This window comes from Halobacillus sp. KGW1, from assembly GCF_001592845.1.
Taxonomy (GTDB): domain Bacteria; phylum Bacillota; class Bacilli; order Bacillales; family Halobacillaceae; genus Halobacillus.
Genome location: NZ_LSOC01000004.1, coordinates 298,608 through 319,123 on the forward strand (window position 1 = coordinate 298,608; position 20,516 = coordinate 319,123).

Here is a 20,516-nt window from a genome sequence, read left to right on the forward strand (position 1 = left end):
ATTCTACCGCCATGGCTTTTTGTCACGAAAAAAAGGAGGACCAATGAATTGGTCCTCCCGTTCCTTCTTTATTTGTTCGAGCGTTTCAACACACTCTTATAATGAGTGAACGTATCAAAGCTCGCTTTTCCGTGGTACGCGCCCATGCCGCTGTCACCGACACCGCCGAACGGAAGATAGTGAGACGTCATATGGTTGATGGTATCATTGATCGCTCCGCCCCCGAAGGACAGATTGCCGAAGACGTCATCCTGAACCCCTTCATCATCAGAGAACAGGTAGAGAGCGAGCGGTTTGGGACGATCCATAATTTTCTCCACCGCTTCCGGAAGCTCGTCATAGGTCAGCACCGGAAGGATCGGTCCGAAGATTTCATCCTGCATGACCGCATCATCCCAGGAGACATTATCAAGAATCGTCGGCTCAATGAACAGCTGGGAACGGTCAGACCCGCCTCCTGCCGCTAACGTCCCGTTATCCAGGAACCCTTGCAGACGATCGAAGTGTCGTTCACTGACCACGTGAGGGAAAGTGTCCGCAGATACTTCCGTCCCGTAGTTGTTCGTGATCACTTGTTTGATTTTAGCAATGAGTTCATCCTTCACACGGCTGTGTGCAAGCACGTAATCCGGTGCGACACATGTCTGTCCGGCATTAGCATATTTGCCGCGTGCAATCCGTGCGGCCGTTTCATCAAGATCGGCATCCTCGTGCACGATCACAGGGCTCTTGCCGCCGAGCTCCAGTGTCACAGGAGTCAAATGCTTGGCTGCCGCCTCTGCAACGATGCGGCCGACACCGGTACTGCCAGTGAAGAAAATATAATCAAAGTTTTCTTTCAGAAGCGCCGTACTTGTCTCTACTTCCCCTTCCACGACACGAAGATAGTCCTCGTCAAAATGGTCGTTGATCAAGGCTGCAAGCAGATGCGACGTGTTCGGTGTCAGCTCGGATGGCTTCAAGACGGCTGTATTCCCTGCAGCGATCGCTCCCGCCAATGGGTTCAATGCAAGCTGGAACGGATAATTCCAAGGCGCAATGACAAGGGCCGCTCCATATGGATCAGCCATAATGAAGCTGGACGCTCCCTCATGTGTCGCAGGCGTAGGAACTTCCTCCGGCTTCGTCCAATCCGACAGGTGCTCGAGCATGAAGTCGATTTCCGATACAACGAGACCGATCTCCGCCCGTTTCCCCTCTACTTCCGGTTTATTAAGATCCGCTTTCAGCGCATCAAGAATGTTCTGCTCGTTCGCTGTGACGAGGTTCTTCAATTTATTCAACGCCTGTTTACGGAATTCAACGGACTTCGTCTGTCCTGTCCGGAAAAAGGCTTTCTGTTTTTCAAGCAGTGATTGATAGTTTTCCATGATGTATTCTCCTCTCATCATTCTATTCAAAGGCAGCCGGTTCCAGCCGCCTCGTTTTGTGTGAATGACCAACAGAGCGTGGTCTTTGGTGTGCGCCATTAAAGATACGCCTCCTCAGGTAAATGGTCAAACCATTTGTTTCGGAAGGCGAAAGAGTAAATACCAACCATATCTCAGTTGAGAACCATTCCATACCCAACCAAAGTAACGAGCAGCTTCATTAAAAAATGTAAAAGATACTTTCTTTTCTGATAGTTTGTTAGAATGATAGTAACAACACACACTGCATTTACTACACAAACCTTTCAACCGCCTTGATAAACCCTTCCCTTGTCTACCAATCCTGTTATACTCTCAATTTTTTTCTGAATGTCAGAGGTTCTTTCTTTTATTTCTATTCTCTTTTTATTATAATTATAATCTGAGATTAGTTTTAATTATGTTCCTATTATATAGAGGAGGAGATTTGAACATGGATAAGAACGAAATGCACGACAGCAAAGCTGGCAAGTGTCCGGTATCTCATGGCAAAACGCAGGAAGAAAACGCCGTTACAACGACGAAAGTCGGTACGACGAATAAAGACTGGTGGCCGAACCAGTTGAACCTGCACATCCTTCGTCAGCACGACACGAAGACGACACCGATGGGAGAAGACTTCGATTATACAGAAGAATTCCAAAAATTGGATTACGATGCACTCAAACAGGACCTTCATAACCTGATGACCGACAGCCAGGATTGGTGGCCGGCCGATTACGGTCACTACGGCCCCCTCTTCATCCGTATGTCCTGGCATGCGGCAGGAACATACCGTACCGGAGACGGCCGTGGTGGTGGAGCAACCGGGAACCAGCGCTTCGCACCGTTGAACAGCTGGCCTGATAACGCCAACCTCGATAAAGCCCGCCGCCTGCTCTGGCCGATCAAACAGAAGTACGGCAACAAAATTTCCTGGGCAGACCTGCTCGTCTTGACCGGTAATGTAGCTCTTGAATCCATGGGATTGAAAACGTTTGGGTTCGGCGGCGGTCGTGAAGACATCTACCATCCGGAAGAAGACATCTACTGGGGTACGGAAACGGAGTGGCTGGGGGACAACCGCTATTCCGGTGATCGTGAACTGGAGAACCCGCTCGCAGCTGTACAAATGGGACTGATCTATGTAAACCCGGAAGGACCGAACGGCAAGCCGGATCCGTTGGCAAGCGCCCGTGACATCCGCGAAACGTTCGCACGAATGGGAATGAATGACGAAGAAACTGTCGCTTTGACAGCAGGCGGACACACCTTCGGTAAAGCCCACGGTGCCGGTGATGCCGAAGCACACGTCGGCGCTTCCCCTGAAGCCGCAGACATCGAAGATCAAGGCTTAGGATGGAAGAGCACTCATGGCAGCGGAAAAGGCCGCGATACAATTACGAGCGGTGTCGATGGTGCCTGGACAGCAAACCCTACGCAGTGGGACAACGGCTATTATGACTTGCTGCTCGGATATGATTGGGAACTGACGAAGAGTGCAGCCGGTGCCTACCAATGGAAGCCGGTCAATCCCAAAGAGGAACACCTCGCCCCGGACGCGGAGGATGCTTCCATTAAGGTGAATACGATGATGACGACGGCTGATATGGCACTCCGGGAAGACCCTGAGTACTTGAAGATTTCCCGCCGATTCCATGAAGATCCGGAATATTTCGCTGACGTCTTTGCACGCGCATGGTTCAAACTTCTCCACCGTGACATGGGACCGAAAGCCAGATACCTCGGCCCAGAGGTACCTGATGAAGACTTGATCTGGCAGGATCCGGTACCGGAAGCCGACTATGAACTATCCAGTGCAGAAACAGCGGAGTTGAAAGAGAAAATTCTTCGATCCGGACTGACGACGAGCGAGCTCATTACGACGGCCTGGGCTTCTGCAAGCACCTTCCGTGGATCAGACAACCGCGGGGGCGCCAACGGAGCACGCATCCGGCTTGAGCCTCAGAAGAACTGGGAAGTGAACGAGCCCGAACAGCTGGACCACGTTCTCTCCGTTTACGAAGATATCCAAAAAGACTTGGATAAGAACGTCAGCCTTGCTGATTTGATCGTCCTCGGAGGAAGTGCGGCGGTAGAAAAAGCAGCCAAAGAAGCCGGCTTCGAAATCACCGTTCCGTTCGCCCCGGGGCGCGGCGATGCTTCCCAGGAACAGACAGATGTCGAAAGCTTCGATGTGCTGGAGCCGATGGCAGACGGGTTCCGTAACTATGAGAAGAAGCGCTATACGCTGAGCCCGGAAGAGCTGCTTGTCGACAAAGCCCAGCTCCTCGGACTTTCCGCACCGGAAATGACGGTTCTCGTCGGCGGCATGCGCGTCCTCGGCGCGAACCACGGCGGTACAGAGCACGGCGTATTCACCGACAACGTCGGCACACTGACGAACGACTTCTTCGTCAACCTGCTTGACATGGGCATCGAATGGAAGCCTGCCGGATACAATGAATACGAAGGACGCGACCGCATGACCGGTGAACTCGTTCGGACAGCGACCCGCGTCGATCTCGTCTTCGGATCCAACTCTGTTCTACGCTCTATTGCAGAAGTATATGCGCAGGATGACAGCAAAGAAAAATTTGTCCAGGACTTCGTGAACGCCTGGGTCAAAGTCATGAACGCCGACCGTTTCGATTTGAAGAAGAAGAAAAACCTCGCCTATAACTGATAGGATCCCCCCCTGAAAGCATCGCGCTTTCAGGGGTTTTTTCAATCATTTCCCCTATACGAAAGAACCATCCCCTTCTTTTTTGATATAATTCCATTAATAGTAAAAAGAGAGGAGTCCCGCTTTTGAAAGAAATCATCCGCTTTGAGAACGTCACAAAGAAATATAAAGAAACCACGGCCATCGAGCCGCTGAATTTCCATATCGATCGTCAGGATATCGTCGGCCTGCTTGGACCGAACGGTGCCGGTAAAACGACGATATTGAAAATGATCGCTACACTCACCTACCCGACGAGCGGCGATATTTACATAAATGGAAAACCCAACAGAAAGAAAAACCCAATCATATCCTGCATCATGGAGGGAAACAGGAACCTCTATTGGAAATTGACGGTCAAAGAAAACATCGAATTCCTTTTGACCTTGAAAGGAACCAATTATAAAACGAAGCAGGATCAGATTACTACGCTGATGGACGAGTTTGCCCTGACATCGAAGCGTAACGAACTCGTCCAAAACCTTTCAAGAGGGATGCAGCAGAAACTTTCCATCCTGATCGCCCTCGTCGAAGATACGCAGATCATTCTCCTTGATGAACCGACGCTCGGACTCGATGTGTCCACACTGAGAGATTTAGAGAAACTGCTTCCTTCCATCCCTCATCAAATGAATAAGTCCTTGTTAATCACTTCTCATGATATGAGATTCGTCGAGAAGGTCTGTAACAGAGTTATGATCCTTCAAGAGGGAAAGCTTGTTGCCGAAAAACACGCCGAAGAACTCAAGACAATGATGGATGCGAAAACGGGGACGGTCACCGTAAAAGACATGGGAGGCATGGAAGGTGCGCTTGAGCAGCAATGCCTTGCTTTTGTGAAGGATAACGATGGACTTCACATCACATTTCACAACATGGAAGAGTTCATGGGCATTCTTGAGCTCGCCGGAGACAAAGGGGAAATCATAGCATTCCATTATGGTCAGACGGCGCTTGAGGACTTATTCTTGGAAGCCATCCAATAAGGGGGACAGGTTCATGATGTTATGGAAAGCTTACATAAAGAAAGAAGCCATTCTCGCTAAACGGTACATCACCGATACCATCGGCGGTGGAATCACGATCTTCCTCGTGTTCCTGCTCATCTTCTATGGATACTCCGGCATCGTCGGCTTCAACCTCGGAAGTGATACGAAGGAAAGTTTGATCCTGAGCTTCATCATCTGGATACTGGCGATATCGATTTATCAGAATATCACCGATTCCATTGAGGATGAAACACGGATCGGCACGATTGAACAACTCTACTTATCTAAATACTCCTTCCTCACGGTCATTACGTTCAAGTCATTCGCCATGCTGTTGATCGACTTCATTCAGATCTTTGTACTCTTAATGCTTATGATGCTCGTCACCCAGACGTTTCTTGATTTCCACAACATCGGATCCATCCTTCTCCTCACCTTCTTTGTTTCACTGAGCTTCTGGGGCCTCGGCTATGCCCTCGCCGGCGGCGTGCTGCTGTTCAAGAAAATCGGAACTTTCCTGCAGATCATCCAGTTCGTGCTGCTTGGACTGATGTTCCTTCCTGCCGAGGCAAGTCCGTTTTTCAAGCTGATTCCATCGGTTTGGGGATTGAATCTGCTGCGCGATGTGATGGTGCACGGTACGCAGCTTTCCGCCTTTGGATGGACGGATTATCTGTATCTGACCCTCCCAAGCATCGCTGCCCTTCTCGTCGGGATACTCCTGTTCCGCAAGTGCCTGACGAAAGCGACGGAGCAGTCCATTCTCGGTTTTCATTGATCAGGCAGGGGTTAAAGAGAGAAAAATAGAAGAAAGTCGTTTTATTCCAATAGAATCAGGATAAATATCCTACACCGAATAAAATGACAAAGCTGGTGATCCTTTTGACTGCTTCCATTAAAAAAGTAGGGTTGGTCGCTGCACCAGGCTACCCCGATAAGCTTGGAGCGATTCTCGAGAACGAACTGCCTGACATGCTTGCATACTATGTAGATGAAACAGCCGATTGGCAGGTGGAATACAAGGTCCTTTCCCTCACCGGAGCAACGGAAGATCCCCGGGAAGTACTGGAGGCGACACTTGACGAAAAGCAGGAACAGGGATGGACGTTCGCCATTGCGCTGACCGACCTGCCCCTCTTCCATGATAAGAAAACCTTGATTGCAGAAACGCTCGCCCGGGGGTGCACCGCCCTGATCAGTCTTCCCGGGTTAGGAGCTGCGCCGATGGTCAAACGCGTAAGGGAAGCGATTCTACAGCTGATCAACGAAATGTATTACGGAAGCTCAGATAAAGACAGGGAAAAAGCCGAGGAGCGAATCCAATCCAAGGACAAGGACAAATACCCCGAATTAAAAAACAAGAGTTCGACAAAGCTGATGCGGCGAAGAGGTCTGGAACTGTTTTCCCCGATTCTGCGGGAGGCACCGGTCGAAATGGACAGCGACGTCGACGTCCGCTTTACGATCCGCTCCCGCGTGGTAGGCCTGCTCCGGCTGATCACGGGAATGGTCCGGGCGAACCGTCCGTGGTCGATGTTCCCGGCATTCATGAAGGTTATTGTGCTCGCCTTCACCACAGGTGCCTATGCTCTCGTCTTTCCGACCTTATGGAAGCTTAGCGACCACTACAGTACGTGGCGCATGCTCCTCTTATCTGTCTTGTCAATTCTTGCAATGATCATCTGGATCATCCTTGCCCACCATCTGTGGGAACGGAAAAAAGATAAAGAAAACAGCCATCTGCGCCGGCTCTACAACACGGTGACCTTCTTCACGCTCGCCGTCTCCGTGATGCTCTATTACGCACTCTTATTCCTGATTTTCCTCGTCACCGTCTTTCTTCTTATTCCGAAAAGCATGCTGGAATCCCAACTGTCCGCCGATGTGGGCTACATGCAGTTTTTCTATATCGCCTGGACCGCCACAAGCGTATCCACCATCATCGGAGCACTCGGTTCGGCATTGGAGAATGAAGAAGTCGTCCTTTCCGCTACGTATGGATACAGACAGCGCCAGCGCTATGAGCAGATGAAAGAGGCTGAGGAGAATGAAGACAAGGAGCGTTATTAAAGGAAAAGGAAGGACTCGACCAGGCGATTTATGAATCTCTGATTATTAGGTATAATAGCCGTACCGGGTGAGGAAAAAACGAGTCTCCCCGAATAAAGGAGGCATGTCGTGTGGACCGCAGCCGTGAAGAAGCCGTAATTCATAATTATCAAAAAGGCGAAAAGATGATGATTCTGCTTTTTGCCCAGTGGTGTATCAATCATGAATTGGACCCTGCCGCCATCTATACAGAGGCCTATCCGTACCAGGATAAAAATAAAGAATTAGTGGAAGCTTTGGAGCTTACGGTAACGAAAGAAGAGTCGGACTTCATTGATTCAGGGATGCTGCTTGAAGCGCTGTCTCTCTATGGAAACGATGATCTCGCTTTTGTTGTGTCGGAGTTGGTAAGTAAGAAGAATTTGTAAGGACGTTTAAATGGGAAGAGGGTATGCCTTTAAGCATACCCTCTTCCCACTTTTATTTTAAGTGATAGATCGAAGTAAGAACTACATTCCATAACGAGTAATGCAGGAACTACGCAAAAAAAAAGACCCAAACATCGAAGTTCAGGTCTTGTTAGAAAAAGTATATCTTTTACTGGGAAAGGTTTATTTTAGTTAGACACCTTCTTCTCCAGCCACGTCACACACTCCACATGTCCGGAGTGTATGTGGCAATACAATGGGATGTCGGTGGGGTTATTGATATTCATACGTATGAATGAAATCCACTTCGACTATTTTAGCAGAATAGATCATAAAGCTCTTATTATACCTTTAGCTTTTTTTAGTTAGTGCGTTTTAAGTATTTTACCTTCACTAAAGCCACCCTTTAGTTTAAGACAAAGAATTCAAAAGTTAAAAGTGCTAACACGGCATCAAAAGAACTTCCATACAACAAGCTGTTGCCACCAGCCAAATTTATAAGGACCTCGATGTCTTCCACTTCACGTTTAACTTTTATAATTTGGGCTTACTCTTTAAATAAAAAAGCAATCCTTTTTGGGATTGCTTTTTTATTTAAAGAATATCCGTAACACCACTCTCAAGTTTCTCTCTTACATCTGAATAAAATTTAGTGTAGTCCGTTTCCCTTACTGCTAGAATAGCAAGTTGTGTATTCGTGTTTAGAGGCTTCTCTTCATCTAGAAAACTAATCATTTGCTTATTATTTTTTACCTCATTGTACATTGATACAAACCAATAATTTAAGAGAACAACTCTCACAAATTCTTTAAGTTCCTCGTATAAGGCGTTTGTTATTCTATCAGTTCTTTGTCCGTGAATATACTTCGATCGTTCATCATACAATTTTTTTATTCTTGAATAGATTTCATCTTTCTTATCTTCATCAAAATTTAACCTACTTGTATAAGTTGAAACTTTTTCAGGAATTTTCTCTTTGTCGTAATTAAATAATGATTCAAGTGATGCGAATAGACATAAAAGTTTTACTGATGTGTTATTAACAGAAAAAGTCTATCAGATTGTAATTCCAAGTTATTTTTTGAAAACTGATAAGTAGGGTTCAAAGGTGAAAAATTTTGCATAAAAAAGAACCTTTCTTCTATAAAGTCCATTTCTTCATCGTAAACTTCAAGTTTTATTACTGGGATAAAAATATCAAGGTTTGTTACCAATCTAAGTACTTTTTCAAGGTATAGGAATTTATTAACTAATTCATTAAAGTTCTTTTCAACGTATTTTTTTATACAATTTTTTAATGCCCCAATTTTATTTGAAACCTCAATTTCAATTGGATTATCATTTTCAAAGCAACAATAATAATGTTTTTCATCGCCATTAAATTGCATACACCAAGAAAAGAGATTAGGATTCCTGTAAGTGTGGCGAATGGATAAAGGTGTGTATATTATATATTTGTCTCTCAAAGGACACCTTCTTGGCCTTACCTCAGTTGTTATATAGAAAAATTACCGTGTAGAAAATGCCCTCTTTATCTCATCATCACTTTTCTCATCTTCTTTTTTATCGGAGAAGTAGAAACTTAAATTGGGATCTGCAGAATATATTGAATAAAGTTCAGGACGAAGGATTTGTGCTTTATTACTATTACCTATACTTCGCTTATTTGGTTTGCCATCTTTTTTAGTTCCATTGCGACGCACATCGTAGCAGTAGATAGCATTGGGATTAGTTCCCTCTGCCCGACTTCCAACTAAACGTTTTTCAATTTCGCATTCCTTGTTAATTAATTTACTTTTTGGAATAAACTTTGAAAAGATTAGTGAAAAATCATCAAATAAATCTCTATTGGCATTTCCTATTTCAATATCAAAGAATGTACAAAATTCAGAGGCACTGTAAAATTTAACATTGTAAAAGTCTATATATCCCTTGATTGTTTTTGCTGTATTCTTCCATAATATAAATTCCACACTAGCTTTAGCATACTTGCTTGGCTTTCGCTCACTATTATTGTATAAAGTTAAAATCACTATATACTTTTTTCCTTTATATTGAAAAGGAAAAGAATCTATAACCCATCCTTTCTTTTTCATATCTTTCAGTAAAAAGGGTAGATTTTTAAAACGCAATTCAGTTTTATTATCATTCCCCACTAAAAACACTCTCCCCATTCAACAAAATAATTGCCATATGTAAATCTTACCATAAATAAAAAGCGTATTTTCCTCTATGGAAACTTCCATAAAAATTTTGCTTTGACATAAAACAACTTATTCATAAGATTAAAGTAGGTTGTAGAGTGTAAGTTCTCGAAATTTAGATATTATTACATTTAGAATCCAAAAAGGACGGCAAACCTATTATCAACTACCGGTTTACCGTCCTAACATTTATATATTTGCAATTTATTAAATTTCATTGAGTTTAACTCTTCTTGTAATACTAAATGGGTAACTATTTCCGTATGTCCGGAGTGTATATGAAAATACATGAGATGTTGGTGAGTTTACCTGTTATCAAACGTATGAATGTCTTCCATTAACTTCTCCTTTATATGAAGACTAGAAACCGAGATATCTAGAAGGAACGGTTACTTTATATCGAGGGTTCCATCCAAACATTCGTTCAATGCAGGCTTTTTTCCATCGATTCACTCCCAATTCATATACTCTTCCATTGAAATTGTTACAGCAGAGCTCACCAAGACTAAACATCTGCTTCAAAAAGACATCATCAACGCACAAGACGAATTAGTGGATCTGAAGAATAAAAAACAGGAATACGTAAATTTGTACACAAACAATGTGATATCTAAAGAAGAACTGTCAGAATATCGAGAGTTAACGGATAACAAACTAAAGGCGATACAACTCACCCAGGCTCAACTGGAGGAAAAATTGCAGGAATGCGAAAGTGAAAACTACGCTGTTCATATCGGTAAAAAACTTAAAGATGTTTTAACACTGAAGGAACTGACACCTAAAATCCTACACTCCCTAGTTGAGAAAATAACCTGCAGCCAAGATGGCACTGTTAATATCCAGTATAGCTTTGTTAATCCCATGCATCTCCAATAAAAAAGGCAACACCCAGAGGGTTAGTTGCCTTTTCTTTTAATGAGTTGCGAGACGCACTCCACATGACTCGTCTGCGGGAACATATCGACCGGCTGCACTTCCTTCGTTTCATAACCACCGTCTTCCAGCACCCGCAGATCACGCGCAAGCGTAGACGGATTACAGGATACATACACGATCCGCTCCGGCTCCATGTCGAGCATCGCTTTCAGAAGCTGCTCGTCACAGCCTTTACGCGGAGGGTCGACGACGATGACGTGCGGGCGAAGGCCTTGATTACGCCACCACGGCATGAGCTTCTCTGCTTCCCCGACGAAGAATTCGGCGTTGTCCATCTTGTTCAGACGGGCGTTCTTCTTCGCGTCTTCCACGGCTTCCGGAACGATTTCGACGCCGTACACCTTCTCTGCCTTCTGGGCGAGGAATAAGGAAATAGTTCCGATTCCACAGTAGGCATCGATGACCGTTTCTCCACCACGCAGGTCGGCATAAGAAAGTGCCTGGTCGTACAACGTCTTCGTCTGGGTCGGGTTGACCTGGTAAAACGATTTCGGGGAAATCATAAAACGGATATCTCCGATCGTATCGTAGATGTATTCTTCTCCCCATAGTACGTTCGTTTCTCTTCCTAAAATGACATTCGTCTTTGCACTGTTGATGTTGTGGACGATTGATTTTACATTCGGGAACGCATCGCGGATTTCGTCCATGATTTTTTCTTTATGGGGAAGTTTCTTCGTCTTCGTGACGATCACGATCATGATGTCCTTCGTCGTCTGTCCCGTCCGGACCATGATGTGACGAAGTACGCCGCGGTGCGTCTGTTCATCGTAGGCATCGATTCCGTATCTGGTAGCGATACGGCGTACCGTTTCAACCATCCGGTCATTCACTTCATCCTGAATCAGACATGTGTCCATATCGATGATGTTATGGCTTCGCTTCTGATAAAATCCTGTCATCAGTTCCCCGTCTTCCTTCTGGCCGACTGGAATCTGGACTTTGTTGCGGTAGCGCCACGGATCTTCCATACCGATCGTCGGATGTACCGGTACGTGCTCCAGGTGTCCGATCTTCTTCATGTTATCTTTGACCTGCTTCTGCTTCATGTCCAGCTGCATTTGATAACTCATGTGCTGAAGCTGGCACCCGCCGCACTGATAGAAAACATCACATGGAGGTTCCACTCTGTCTTCACTTGCTTCTTTCACTTCAAGAATCTTTCCGAATCCGAAGTTCTTTTTCACTTTGACGACCTTGACCGTTGCCGTCTCACCGGGAAGACCATAGGGAACAAACAGAGGATAGCCGTCCACTTTGCCGACCCCGTTCCCCTCATGCGTCAAATCCTCAAACGTAAGCTCGACTGTCTCATTCTTCTCAACCGGCGGTTTCACTTTCGCCATCATTCATCCGTCCTTTTTTTCTATATTCTATACGTAGTTTATCATATCTGACCACTAAGTGCGGAGTCGCCCTGATAGCTGCGACAAGCATAAGAACATTGATGGAGAAAAGCGCTCTTCCTTTTCGCCGTCGATGGACTTATGACCTCGAGCAGCTGGGCGACGCAGCCGGATAACACTAAGTGCGGAGTCGCCCCGGGAGCTGCGACAAGCATAAGAACATTGATGGAGAAAAGTGCTCTTCCTTTTCGCCGTCGATGGACTTATGCACCCATTCATGCCCCGGGAAATGCTCTCTCTTCCAACTGAAATTCCCAGAGATACACCGACCTTCATCCAACATGGAAAAAGCGCCACTGCTTTATACAGTAGCGCTTCCTATTATTCCTCCGTCTTGAAATGCTGTTCAGGCACGAAGAAATCCAAGTGACGGTATAAATTGACAAATTCCCCGGGCAATAATCCGCCAAATTCCCCGTCGATATTCAACTGCATCTTCTCGTCCGTCTTCACCTTCACGCGGCTGGCGGTGAGGTGGACAAACTTCGGATGGTTGAGGTGATTCCCTTGGATCGCAAGAGTTGCGAGCCGTACGAATTCTGCAATGTTCATTTTTTCAATGATCATCAGATCGAAAAGACCGTCATCCATACGGGCGGCCGGCGCAAGCTTCTCGAGCCCGCCGACGGAATTGGTGTTGCTGACGAGGAAGAGCATGATCTCGCCTTCGTACCATTTGCCGTCGTATTCCATCTCGACACGGGTCGGACGGATGGATGGCAGCATTTCGATCCCTTTCAAGTAGTAGGCGAGCTGACCGAGCATCGTCTTCAGCTTGCTTGGTACTTCATAGCTGATTTCGGTGATTTTTCCTCCACCGGCAATGTTCATGAAGTAATGATCGTTGACGCGTCCGATATCCAATGGATGGGTATAATCCTCCAAAATGATGTCGACCGCTTTATGAACGTTTCTAGGTATGTGCAGTGCACGTGCAAAATCGTTGGTCGTCCCGACTGGAATGATGCCGAGCTTCGGTTTATGTTCTTGTTCGGCTAGTCCATTGATGACTTCGTTGATGGTTCCGTCTCCACCCGCTGCCACGACTACATCGAATTTTTGTTCGACGCAGTACTTCGCGGCATTGATCGCGTCACCTGCACAGGTCGTCGCATGGGCGGAGGTTTCGTATCCGGCTTGTTCGAATCGTTGCAGGATGTCCGGGAGAACCTTGCGTATGACTTCTCTTCCAGAGGTCGGGTTATAAATTATTCGGGCACGTTTCATGTTTTGACCCCCTCATCCAGATTGCTCCAATTATCATCATAGCTTGTTTTCCTCTTTTTGCAAACTGTTTTTCTAGTATATGACTGGATGTCCCAAGTCATACGAAAGCACGCACTCGCCGTCCGGTGCGTGCTTTCTTCCTTCTATATGGCTTTAGCGCTTCTCCATTTCAGAAAGGATGATCTTGTTGACCATCGGCGGGTTCGCCTGTCCTTTTGTTTCTTTCATCACTTGACCGACAAGGAAGCCGAGGGCACGGTCTTTCCCGTTCTTGAAGTCTTCAATGGATTGAGGGTTGTTATCCAGAATCTTCACGATGATTTCCGTCAGTTGACCTTCATCGGAAATTTGGACAAGCCCTTTCTCTTTAACGATCTTCTCCGGCTCGCCGCCGTTTTCTACAAGTTCGTTGAAGACTTTCTTCGCAATCTTGGAAGAGATCGTACCGTCTTCGATCAGCTGGATCATCTTCGCAAGAGAATCCGGTGTCAAAGCAAGATCAGAAAGCTCTTTATAATGCTTGTTCATGTAGGCAGACACTTCACCCATCAACCAGTTGGAAGCCTGCTTGACGTCGGCTCCCTGAGCGATCGTTTCTTCGAAGAAATCGGAAAGCTCTTTGTTGTTCGTCAGGACCATCGCATCGTAGGCAGGAAGCTCCAGCTGCTCGATGTAGCGCTTCTTACGGGCATCCGGAAGTTCAGGGATTTCCGCGCGGATACGCTCTTTCCATGCTTCGTCGATGTGAAGAGGAACGAGGTCCGGCTCCGGGAAGTAGCGATAGTCGTCGGATCCTTCTTTGATACGCATCAGGATCGTTTCCTTCGTCTGCTCGTCATAGCGACGTGTTTCCTGAAGGATTTCTCCACCTGCCATCAGTTCCTTCTGCTGGCGCTTCTCTTCGAATTCCAAACCTTTTTGTACGAAGGAGAAGGAGTTCAGGTTCTTAAGCTCCGTTTTCGTACCGAATTGCTCCTGTCCGATCGGGCGGATGGACAAGTTGGCATCACAGCGAAGGGAACCTTCTTCCATCTTACAGTCGGAAACGCCTGTATATTGGATGATGTTCTTCAATGCTTCCAAGTAGGCGTACGCCTCTTTCGGAGAGCGGATGTCGGGCTCGGATACGATCTCGACAAGCGGTGTACCTTGACGGTTGTAGTCGACAAGGGAATATCCGTCGTCGCTGTGCGTCAGTTTACCGGCATCTTCCTCCATATGAAGGCGCGTGATTCCGATCCGCTTCTTCTTACCGTCTACTTCAATATCGATATACCCGTTCTCACCGATCGGCTTATCAAACTGAGAAATTTGGTAGGCTTTCGGGTTGTCCGGGTAGAAATAGTTTTTGCGGTCAAACTTCGTATCTGTTGCGATTTCACAGTTGAGTGCCATCGCTGCTTTCATAGCGAAGTTGACAGCTTCTTCGTTCAGTACCGGCAGAACACCCGGGTACCCGAGGTCGATCGGGTTGATGTTCGTATTCGGATCATCCCCGAACATGTTCGGAGACGGACTGAAGATTTTAGAGTTCGTTTTCAATTCTACGTGGACCTCTAGTCCAATAATCGTTTCAAAGTTCATTAGCGCGCACCTCCAAGGGACGGGCGTTGTTTATGGAATTCTGTCGCCTGCTCAAAGGCGTGGGCTGCACGGTAAACGGTGCTTTCGTCGAAGTGTTTCCCGATGATCTGCAGACCGATCGGAAGTCCCTCGCTGGAGAAGCCGCAAGGAATGGAGATTCCCGGTACGCCGGCAAGGTTGACAGGGATTGTCAGAATATCGTTGGCATACATCGTCATCGGGTCGTCGACTTTGTCCCCTACTTTAAAGGCAGGAGTCGGAGTCGTCGGTCCGACGATCACATCATATTCTTCGAACACTTTCTCAAAATCGTTTTTGATCAACGTACGGACTTGTTGGGCTTTCTTGTAATACGCATCATAGTAACCGGAGCTGAGCGCGAACGTTCCGAGCATGATCCGGCGCTTCACTTCGTCCCCGAAGCCTTCCGAGCGGGAGCGCATGAACATGTCAAGCATCGTTTCTGCGTCTTCTGCACGCTTACCGTAACGGACTCCGTCAAAGCGGGCCAGGTTGGCAGATGCTTCCGAAGAAGAAAGCAGGTAGTACGTAGACAAAGCATATTTCGAGTGTGGCAGGGAAACTTCCTCCCATGTCGCACCCATCTTTTCATACTCTTTCAAAGCAGCTTGGACCGCTTCCTTCACTTCCGGTGCTACACCTTCAGAAAGGTATTCTTTTGGAACAGCGATCTTCAGACCTTTGACATCGCCTGTCAAAGATTCGGTATATTTAGGAACGTCTACATTGGCAGACGTGGAGTCCATTTTGTCGTAGCCTGCAATAGTTTCCAGAAGGAAAGCATTGTCTTCGACGTTTCTGGTGATCGGACCGATTTGGTCAAGGGAAGACGCAAAAGCGATCAATCCGAAACGGGAAACACGGCCGTATGTCGGCTTAAGACCGACGACACCACAGTAAGCTGCCGGCTGACGGATGGATCCGCCGGTATCGGACCCTAGAGAATAGGGAACTTCTCCTGCCGCTACAGAGGCTGCAGATCCACCACTGGAACCACCCGGTACGTAATCCGTATTCCAAGGGTTACGAGCAGATGCGTAGCTGGAGTTCTCATTGGAAGAACCCATCGCGAATTCGTCCATGTTCAGTTTCCCAATGGTGACGGCTTTCGCATCGTTCAGTTTGTTGACGACCGTCGCATCATACAATGGGTCCTCAAAGTTAGAAAGGATCTGACTTCCCGCCGTCGTGCGCAGACCTTTCGTCACGATGTTGTCTTTCACACCGATCGGCAGACCGAAGAGAGCCGCGTCACTGTTCCCCTGCTCTTTGTCCAGTGCCGCCGCCTGCGCTTTCGCTGCTTCTTTATTCAACGTGATGAACGCCTGGACTTCCCCGTCCACTTCATCAATGCGCTTGTAGGATTCTTCTACTAGATCCGTGACTGTGATTTCCTTGTTATGTAGCTTCTCTTGAAGCTCACGTAGTGAAAACTCAAATAAAGACATCGTCGTACCTCCTTATTCCAATATGGATGGCACTTTGAACTGACCATCCTGGTGGTCCGGTGCGTTCTTCAGCGCTTCCTCTTGTGTAATCCATTTCTTCGGCTCGTCCTTGCGAAGTACGTTCTTCAGGTCAAGAACGTGCGTCGTCGGTTCTACACCGGTTGTATCTAATTCATTCAATTGCTCTGCATAGGTGATGATATCATCCAGCTGCTTAGAGAATGTCGTTGCTTCTTCATCCGTGATCGCCAGACGCGCAAGATTCGCGACGTGCTTCACTTCTTCTTTACTGATTCTAGACATAATGCGACCTCCATTTCGATCTCACATAATATATGATCATACCAAAGATTCGAATCAATTATCAACGTTCGTTGCACATCTTTCTTATCTTAACATACCGGCCCCATCCATGTCTTTTCTCCAATAAGGAAGACAGGAATAAAAAAACCCCCGGCACATTGCCGGGGACCTTTGGTTTTATTAATGCTTCTTCGCTTCTTCGAAGAATTCTTCTGCGTTGGCCGGCGGGGTTCCGAACATACTTACAACAATGGTTGCAAGAGCACTCAGGATGAATCCTGGTACAAGTTCGTAGAGGTCGAAAATACCGCCGTTCAGTACATCAGCCCAGACAACGACTACGACAGCACCGACGATCATACCGGTGAGCGCCCCGTTACGGGTGATGCCTTTCCAGAACAGAGACAGGATGATGATCGGACCGAAGGCGGCGCCGAATCCTGCCCATGCATAAGATACGAGATCAAGGACCGTGCTGTCCGGATTTCCGGCAAGCAGAATCGCAATAAGAGCGATACCCGCTACTGCGATACGACCGATCCAAACCAATTCTTTCTCCGTCGCGTTTGGACGGAACAGTGCTTTATAGAAGTCCTCCGCCAGTGCAGAAGAAGATACAAGCAGCTGAGAGTCAATGGTACTCATGATTGCAGACAAGATCGCTGCAAGCAGGATACCTGCAATGATCGGATGGAACAGAATTTGAGAGAAGGTGATGAAGATCTTCTCAGAGTCGGCAAGCATCTGAATGCCGCCTTCTGTCATAACTTCTGCATTAAAGGTGGATAGATCCGTAACATCTGCTGTATTAATGTAAGCAAGTCCGAACAGACCCGTGAAGATTGCTCCGTAAAGACCAAGGATCATCCAACCCATTCCGATGAAACGCGCTTTCGGAACGTCTTTCGGTGAACGAAGGGCCATAAAGCGGACAAGGATGTGCGGCTGACCGAAGTAGCCGAGTCCCCAGGCAAGAGAAGAAATAATAGCCATCGCGCCTACGCCTTGAACCATGTTCAAGTGTGTCGGATCAATTTGAGCGACAGCATCTGTCGCTTTATCCCAGCCGCCCAGTTCGGATACGGCTACGATCGGTACGGCAATCAATGCAAGGAACATCAAGATCCCTTGAACGAAGTCCGTCCAGCTGACGGCAAGGAAACCGCCTAAGAAGGTATAAGAGATGGTGACGACTGCACCGATCCATAGTGCTGTTGTGTAGTCAATGTTGAAGGAAGCTTCAAACAGCTTCGCCCCGGCAACCATACCGGAAGATGTGTAGAAGGTGAAGAATAAAAGGATAACAGCTGCGGAAATGACTCGTAATGTATGGGATTTATCCTGGAAACGATTCTCCAAATAGTCGGGAACCGTAATGGAATCGTCCGCCACCTCTGTGAAGACACGAAGTTTACGGGCAACGAATTGCCAGTTCAAATAGGCACCGATAGCAAGACCTACCCCGATCCACGCTTCCGATAAACCGGATGCATAAATAGCTCCAGGCAGACCCAGCAGCAGCCAGCCACTCATATCGGAGGCTCCGGCGGATAAGGCGGCAACTCCCGGCCCCAGACGACGACCACCTAACACGTAGTCGGATAAATCACTTGTTAGACGATATGCGGCGAAACCAATTCCGAGCATACCGATCAAATAGACGATGAATGTTATTAACGTAGCAGTACTCATGTTTTGTTATTCGCTCCTTTCAGTGAATAGTGTAATGATGGATAGAATGATTAGTAATGGCATTGGGACAAATAACCAGAACCACGTTGCCCCGGAAATTGTTACGGATGATGCTGCAGCGAGTTCCAACACGTCGATCACCTCCCAAAACTGTAATATACAACTCTATACAACCATACCGTTTGTCGGATTCTCCTGTTGAATTCCATCGAAAAATCCAAATGCAGGTACAACTATATCATATAACTTTTGTTTGAACATTGCAAAAATTGATATAATTTACCTATTGTGAATAAATATTCACTAAAGTCGAATAGATATACATATATAGGTGTTTGAAGTAATAAACATTCACAAAAGTTTTTTAATTATTTTTCATGTTTCTGTCACAAACGACATCAATCTGTAACAGGACATACGAATAGTATGTTCCTTTTTCGCAAAATAATGAAACCCCTTTTTCCTCCTGCATCAGGAAAAAGGGGTTTGTCTATTTAGAGCATTTCCGATGTCGTTTTACCCTGCATATGGTGGATTAAGTAGTCCGGTCCGCCTGCTTTGGAGTCGGTTCCGGACATGTTGAATCCGCCGAACGGATGATATCCGACAATCGCAGCGGTGCAGCCGCGGTTGAAGTACAGGTTTCCGACATGGAAATCCTCGCGTGCTTTTTCTATATGTTCCCGGTTATTGGAAATAACGGCGCCTGTAAGGCCATAGTCCGTATTGTTGGCAATATCGAGAGCTTCATCGAACGACGAAGCTTTGGTGAAACCGACGACAGGACCGAAGATTTCCTCCTGCATGATCCGGGAATCCGGTGCGAGATCGGCAAAGACGGTCGGTGCGACGAACCACCCTTTAGAATCGTCTCCCTTGCCTCCTGTCATCAGCTTTCCTTCCTCTTTCCCGATACCGATGTATTCCATGATCTTGTCGTAGGCTCCCTGATCAATGACCGGACCCATGTAGTTGCTGTTATCTGTCGGGTTGCCGTAATTCACTTCTTCCTTCGTCTTCTGAACGACTCTGTCCAAGAGTTCATCATATATTTCTTCATGTGCGACGACCCGGGAGCATGCGGAACATTTCTGTCCGGAGAACCCGAAGGCAGAATAAGTGATGGCATCAGCGGCAAGCTCAAGATCCGCCTCCTTATCCACAACGATCGTATCCTTGCCTCCCATTTCAATGATCGTACGCTTCAGCCACTGCTGACCGTCATGGACCTTGGCCGCTCGCTCAAATATCCGGGTACCGACTTCCCTGGAACCCGTGAAGCTGATAAAGCGTGTCCGTGGATGATCGACAAGGTAGTCCCCGACTTCTTTTCCGCTGCCCGGAACATAGTTGATCACGCCGTTCGGAAGTCCGGCCTCTTCAAGTACCTCCATCATCTTATAAGCGATGACCGGCGTCGCGCTGGCAGGCTTGAGAAGGACCGTATTCCCCGAAACCATCGCTGCGACCGTCGTCCCGCACATGATGGCGAACAGGAAGTTCCATGGAGAAATGACGACACCGACGCCGAGTGGTATGTAATGGAACCGGTTGTTCTCGATCGGTCGGGAGTTGATCTCCACGCCTTTATCAATTTCCAGCATTTGACGTCCGTAAAATTCGAGGAAGTCAATCGCTTCGGCCGTATCGGCATCCGCTTCTTTCCACGGTTTTCCGCCTTCTTTGACTAAGTGCGCCGTAAATTCATGCTTACGGCGGCGGACGATTGCCGCGGCACGGAACAGGATATCCGCACGGAACTGCGCTTTCGTCTTTCTCCACCACTGGAACGTTTCGTCCGCTGCTTTATGTGCTTTTTCTGCAAGTTCCTGGTTCGCCTTAGAAACATATCCGATGACTTCTTTCTTATCTGCCGGGTTCACGACTTTGATCTTGTCATCTGTCATGATCCGCTCGCCGCCGATAATCAGCGGATACTCTTTCCCAAGGTCCGCTTCTACCTGCTTGATGGCAGATTGCAGTGCTTTCCGATTTTCTTCCACCGTGAAATCCGTGAATGGTTCATGCTTGTACGGGACTACCATACTTAAACCGCCTCCTTGAGATTAAATAGGTCGCACGCTGTGTAATTGTTTGAAAATTAACACTTCAAGCG

General features: G+C 47.0%; 16 protein-coding genes. 6 read left to right on the forward strand and 10 right to left on the reverse strand.

The features are described 5' to 3' along the window. Nucleotides 1–68: 68 nt before the first annotated feature. On the reverse strand, nucleotides 69–1,370 hold the full coding sequence (locus AXG56_RS16365; protein ID WP_062515708.1) for an aldehyde dehydrogenase: 1,302 nt from the start codon (nucleotides 1,368–1,370) through the stop codon (nucleotides 69–71). Between the two features lie 472 nt (nucleotides 1,371–1,842). Here AXG56_RS16365 and katG point away from each other — a divergent pair, with 472 nt between their 5' ends. From katG to AXG56_RS16390, 5 genes are all read left to right on the forward strand, one after another. Further along, nucleotides 1,843–4,074: a catalase/peroxidase HPI gene (katG, locus tag AXG56_RS16370; RefSeq protein ID WP_062515495.1), complete on the forward strand. Its 2,232-nt coding sequence runs from the start codon at nucleotides 1,843–1,845 to the stop codon at nucleotides 4,072–4,074. 125 nt (nucleotides 4,075–4,199) lie between these two features. Then, nucleotides 4,200–5,099 (forward strand): ABC transporter ATP-binding protein, encoded by a 900-nt coding sequence (locus AXG56_RS16375; protein ID WP_062515498.1) that lies wholly within the window; start codon nucleotides 4,200–4,202, stop codon nucleotides 5,097–5,099. Nucleotides 5,100–5,112: 13 nt separating this feature from the next. After that, nucleotides 5,113–5,880 carry an ABC transporter permease gene (locus AXG56_RS16380; protein ID WP_008637704.1) on the forward strand — a complete coding sequence of 256 codons (768 nt, stop codon included), beginning with the start codon at nucleotides 5,113–5,115 and terminating at the stop codon, nucleotides 5,878–5,880. 95 nt (nucleotides 5,881–5,975) lie between these two features. Next, complete coding sequence (locus AXG56_RS16385) at nucleotides 5,976–7,172, forward strand: hypothetical protein (RefSeq protein WP_369815275.1); 1,197 nt, start codon at nucleotides 5,976–5,978, stop codon at nucleotides 7,170–7,172. 164 nt (nucleotides 7,173–7,336) lie between these two features. Then, the gene (locus AXG56_RS16390) at nucleotides 7,337–7,579 is read left to right on the forward strand and encodes a hypothetical protein (protein WP_369815276.1); all 243 of its coding nucleotides are present in this window, start codon (nucleotides 7,337–7,339) and stop codon (nucleotides 7,577–7,579) included. Between the two features lie 1,025 nt (nucleotides 7,580–8,604). Here AXG56_RS16390 and AXG56_RS16400 read toward each other — a convergent pair. Then, nucleotides 8,605–9,045, reverse strand: coding sequence for a hypothetical protein (locus tag AXG56_RS16400; protein WP_062515506.1), 441 nt, complete (start codon nucleotides 9,043–9,045; stop codon nucleotides 8,605–8,607). 42 nt (nucleotides 9,046–9,087) lie between these two features. Next, a complete protein-coding gene (locus AXG56_RS16405; protein ID WP_201029325.1) occupies nucleotides 9,088–9,735 on the reverse strand; it encodes a DUF6037 family protein in 648 nt (215 codons plus the stop codon). A 636-nt stretch (nucleotides 9,736–10,371) separates the two neighbouring features. Here AXG56_RS16405 and AXG56_RS16410 point away from each other — a divergent pair. Beyond that, complete coding sequence (locus tag AXG56_RS16410; protein ID WP_062515510.1) at nucleotides 10,372–10,659, forward strand: hypothetical protein; 288 nt, start codon at nucleotides 10,372–10,374, stop codon at nucleotides 10,657–10,659. Nucleotides 10,660–10,679: 20 nt separating this feature from the next. Here AXG56_RS16410 and rlmD read toward each other — a convergent pair whose 3' ends face one another. The 7 genes from rlmD to pruA form a co-directional block, all read right to left on the reverse strand. After that, nucleotides 10,680–12,065, reverse strand: coding sequence for a 23S rRNA (uracil(1939)-C(5))-methyltransferase RlmD (rlmD, locus tag AXG56_RS16415; protein WP_062515709.1), 1,386 nt, complete (start codon nucleotides 12,063–12,065; stop codon nucleotides 10,680–10,682). A gap of 381 nt (nucleotides 12,066–12,446) precedes the next feature. After that, nucleotides 12,447–13,352 carry a diacylglycerol kinase gene (locus AXG56_RS16420; protein WP_008640224.1) on the reverse strand — a complete coding sequence of 302 codons (906 nt, stop codon included), beginning with the start codon at nucleotides 13,350–13,352 and terminating at the stop codon, nucleotides 12,447–12,449. A gap of 153 nt (nucleotides 13,353–13,505) precedes the next feature. Further along, a complete protein-coding gene (gene gatB / locus AXG56_RS16425; protein ID WP_008640227.1) occupies nucleotides 13,506–14,936 on the reverse strand; it encodes an Asp-tRNA(Asn)/Glu-tRNA(Gln) amidotransferase subunit GatB in 1,431 nt (476 codons plus the stop codon). Beyond that, nucleotides 14,936–16,405 carry an Asp-tRNA(Asn)/Glu-tRNA(Gln) amidotransferase subunit GatA gene (gatA, locus tag AXG56_RS16430; protein ID WP_008640228.1) on the reverse strand — a complete coding sequence of 490 codons (1,470 nt, stop codon included), beginning with the start codon at nucleotides 16,403–16,405 and terminating at the stop codon, nucleotides 14,936–14,938. Before gatA ends, gatB begins: the two co-directional genes overlap by 1 nt. Nucleotides 16,406–16,417: 12 nt before the next feature. After that, nucleotides 16,418–16,708, reverse strand: a complete 291-nt coding sequence (gene gatC, locus AXG56_RS16435) for an Asp-tRNA(Asn)/Glu-tRNA(Gln) amidotransferase subunit GatC (protein ID WP_008640230.1) — start codon at nucleotides 16,706–16,708, stop codon at nucleotides 16,418–16,420. A gap of 180 nt (nucleotides 16,709–16,888) precedes the next feature. Continuing rightward, nucleotides 16,889–18,400, reverse strand: a complete 1,512-nt coding sequence (putP, locus tag AXG56_RS16440; protein WP_062515512.1) for a sodium/proline symporter PutP — start codon at nucleotides 18,398–18,400, stop codon at nucleotides 16,889–16,891. A gap of 494 nt (nucleotides 18,401–18,894) precedes the next feature. Beyond that, nucleotides 18,895–20,445: an L-glutamate gamma-semialdehyde dehydrogenase gene (gene pruA / locus AXG56_RS16445; protein ID WP_008636355.1), complete on the reverse strand. Its 1,551-nt coding sequence runs from the start codon at nucleotides 20,443–20,445 to the stop codon at nucleotides 18,895–18,897. Between the last annotated feature and the right edge of the window lie 71 nt (nucleotides 20,446–20,516).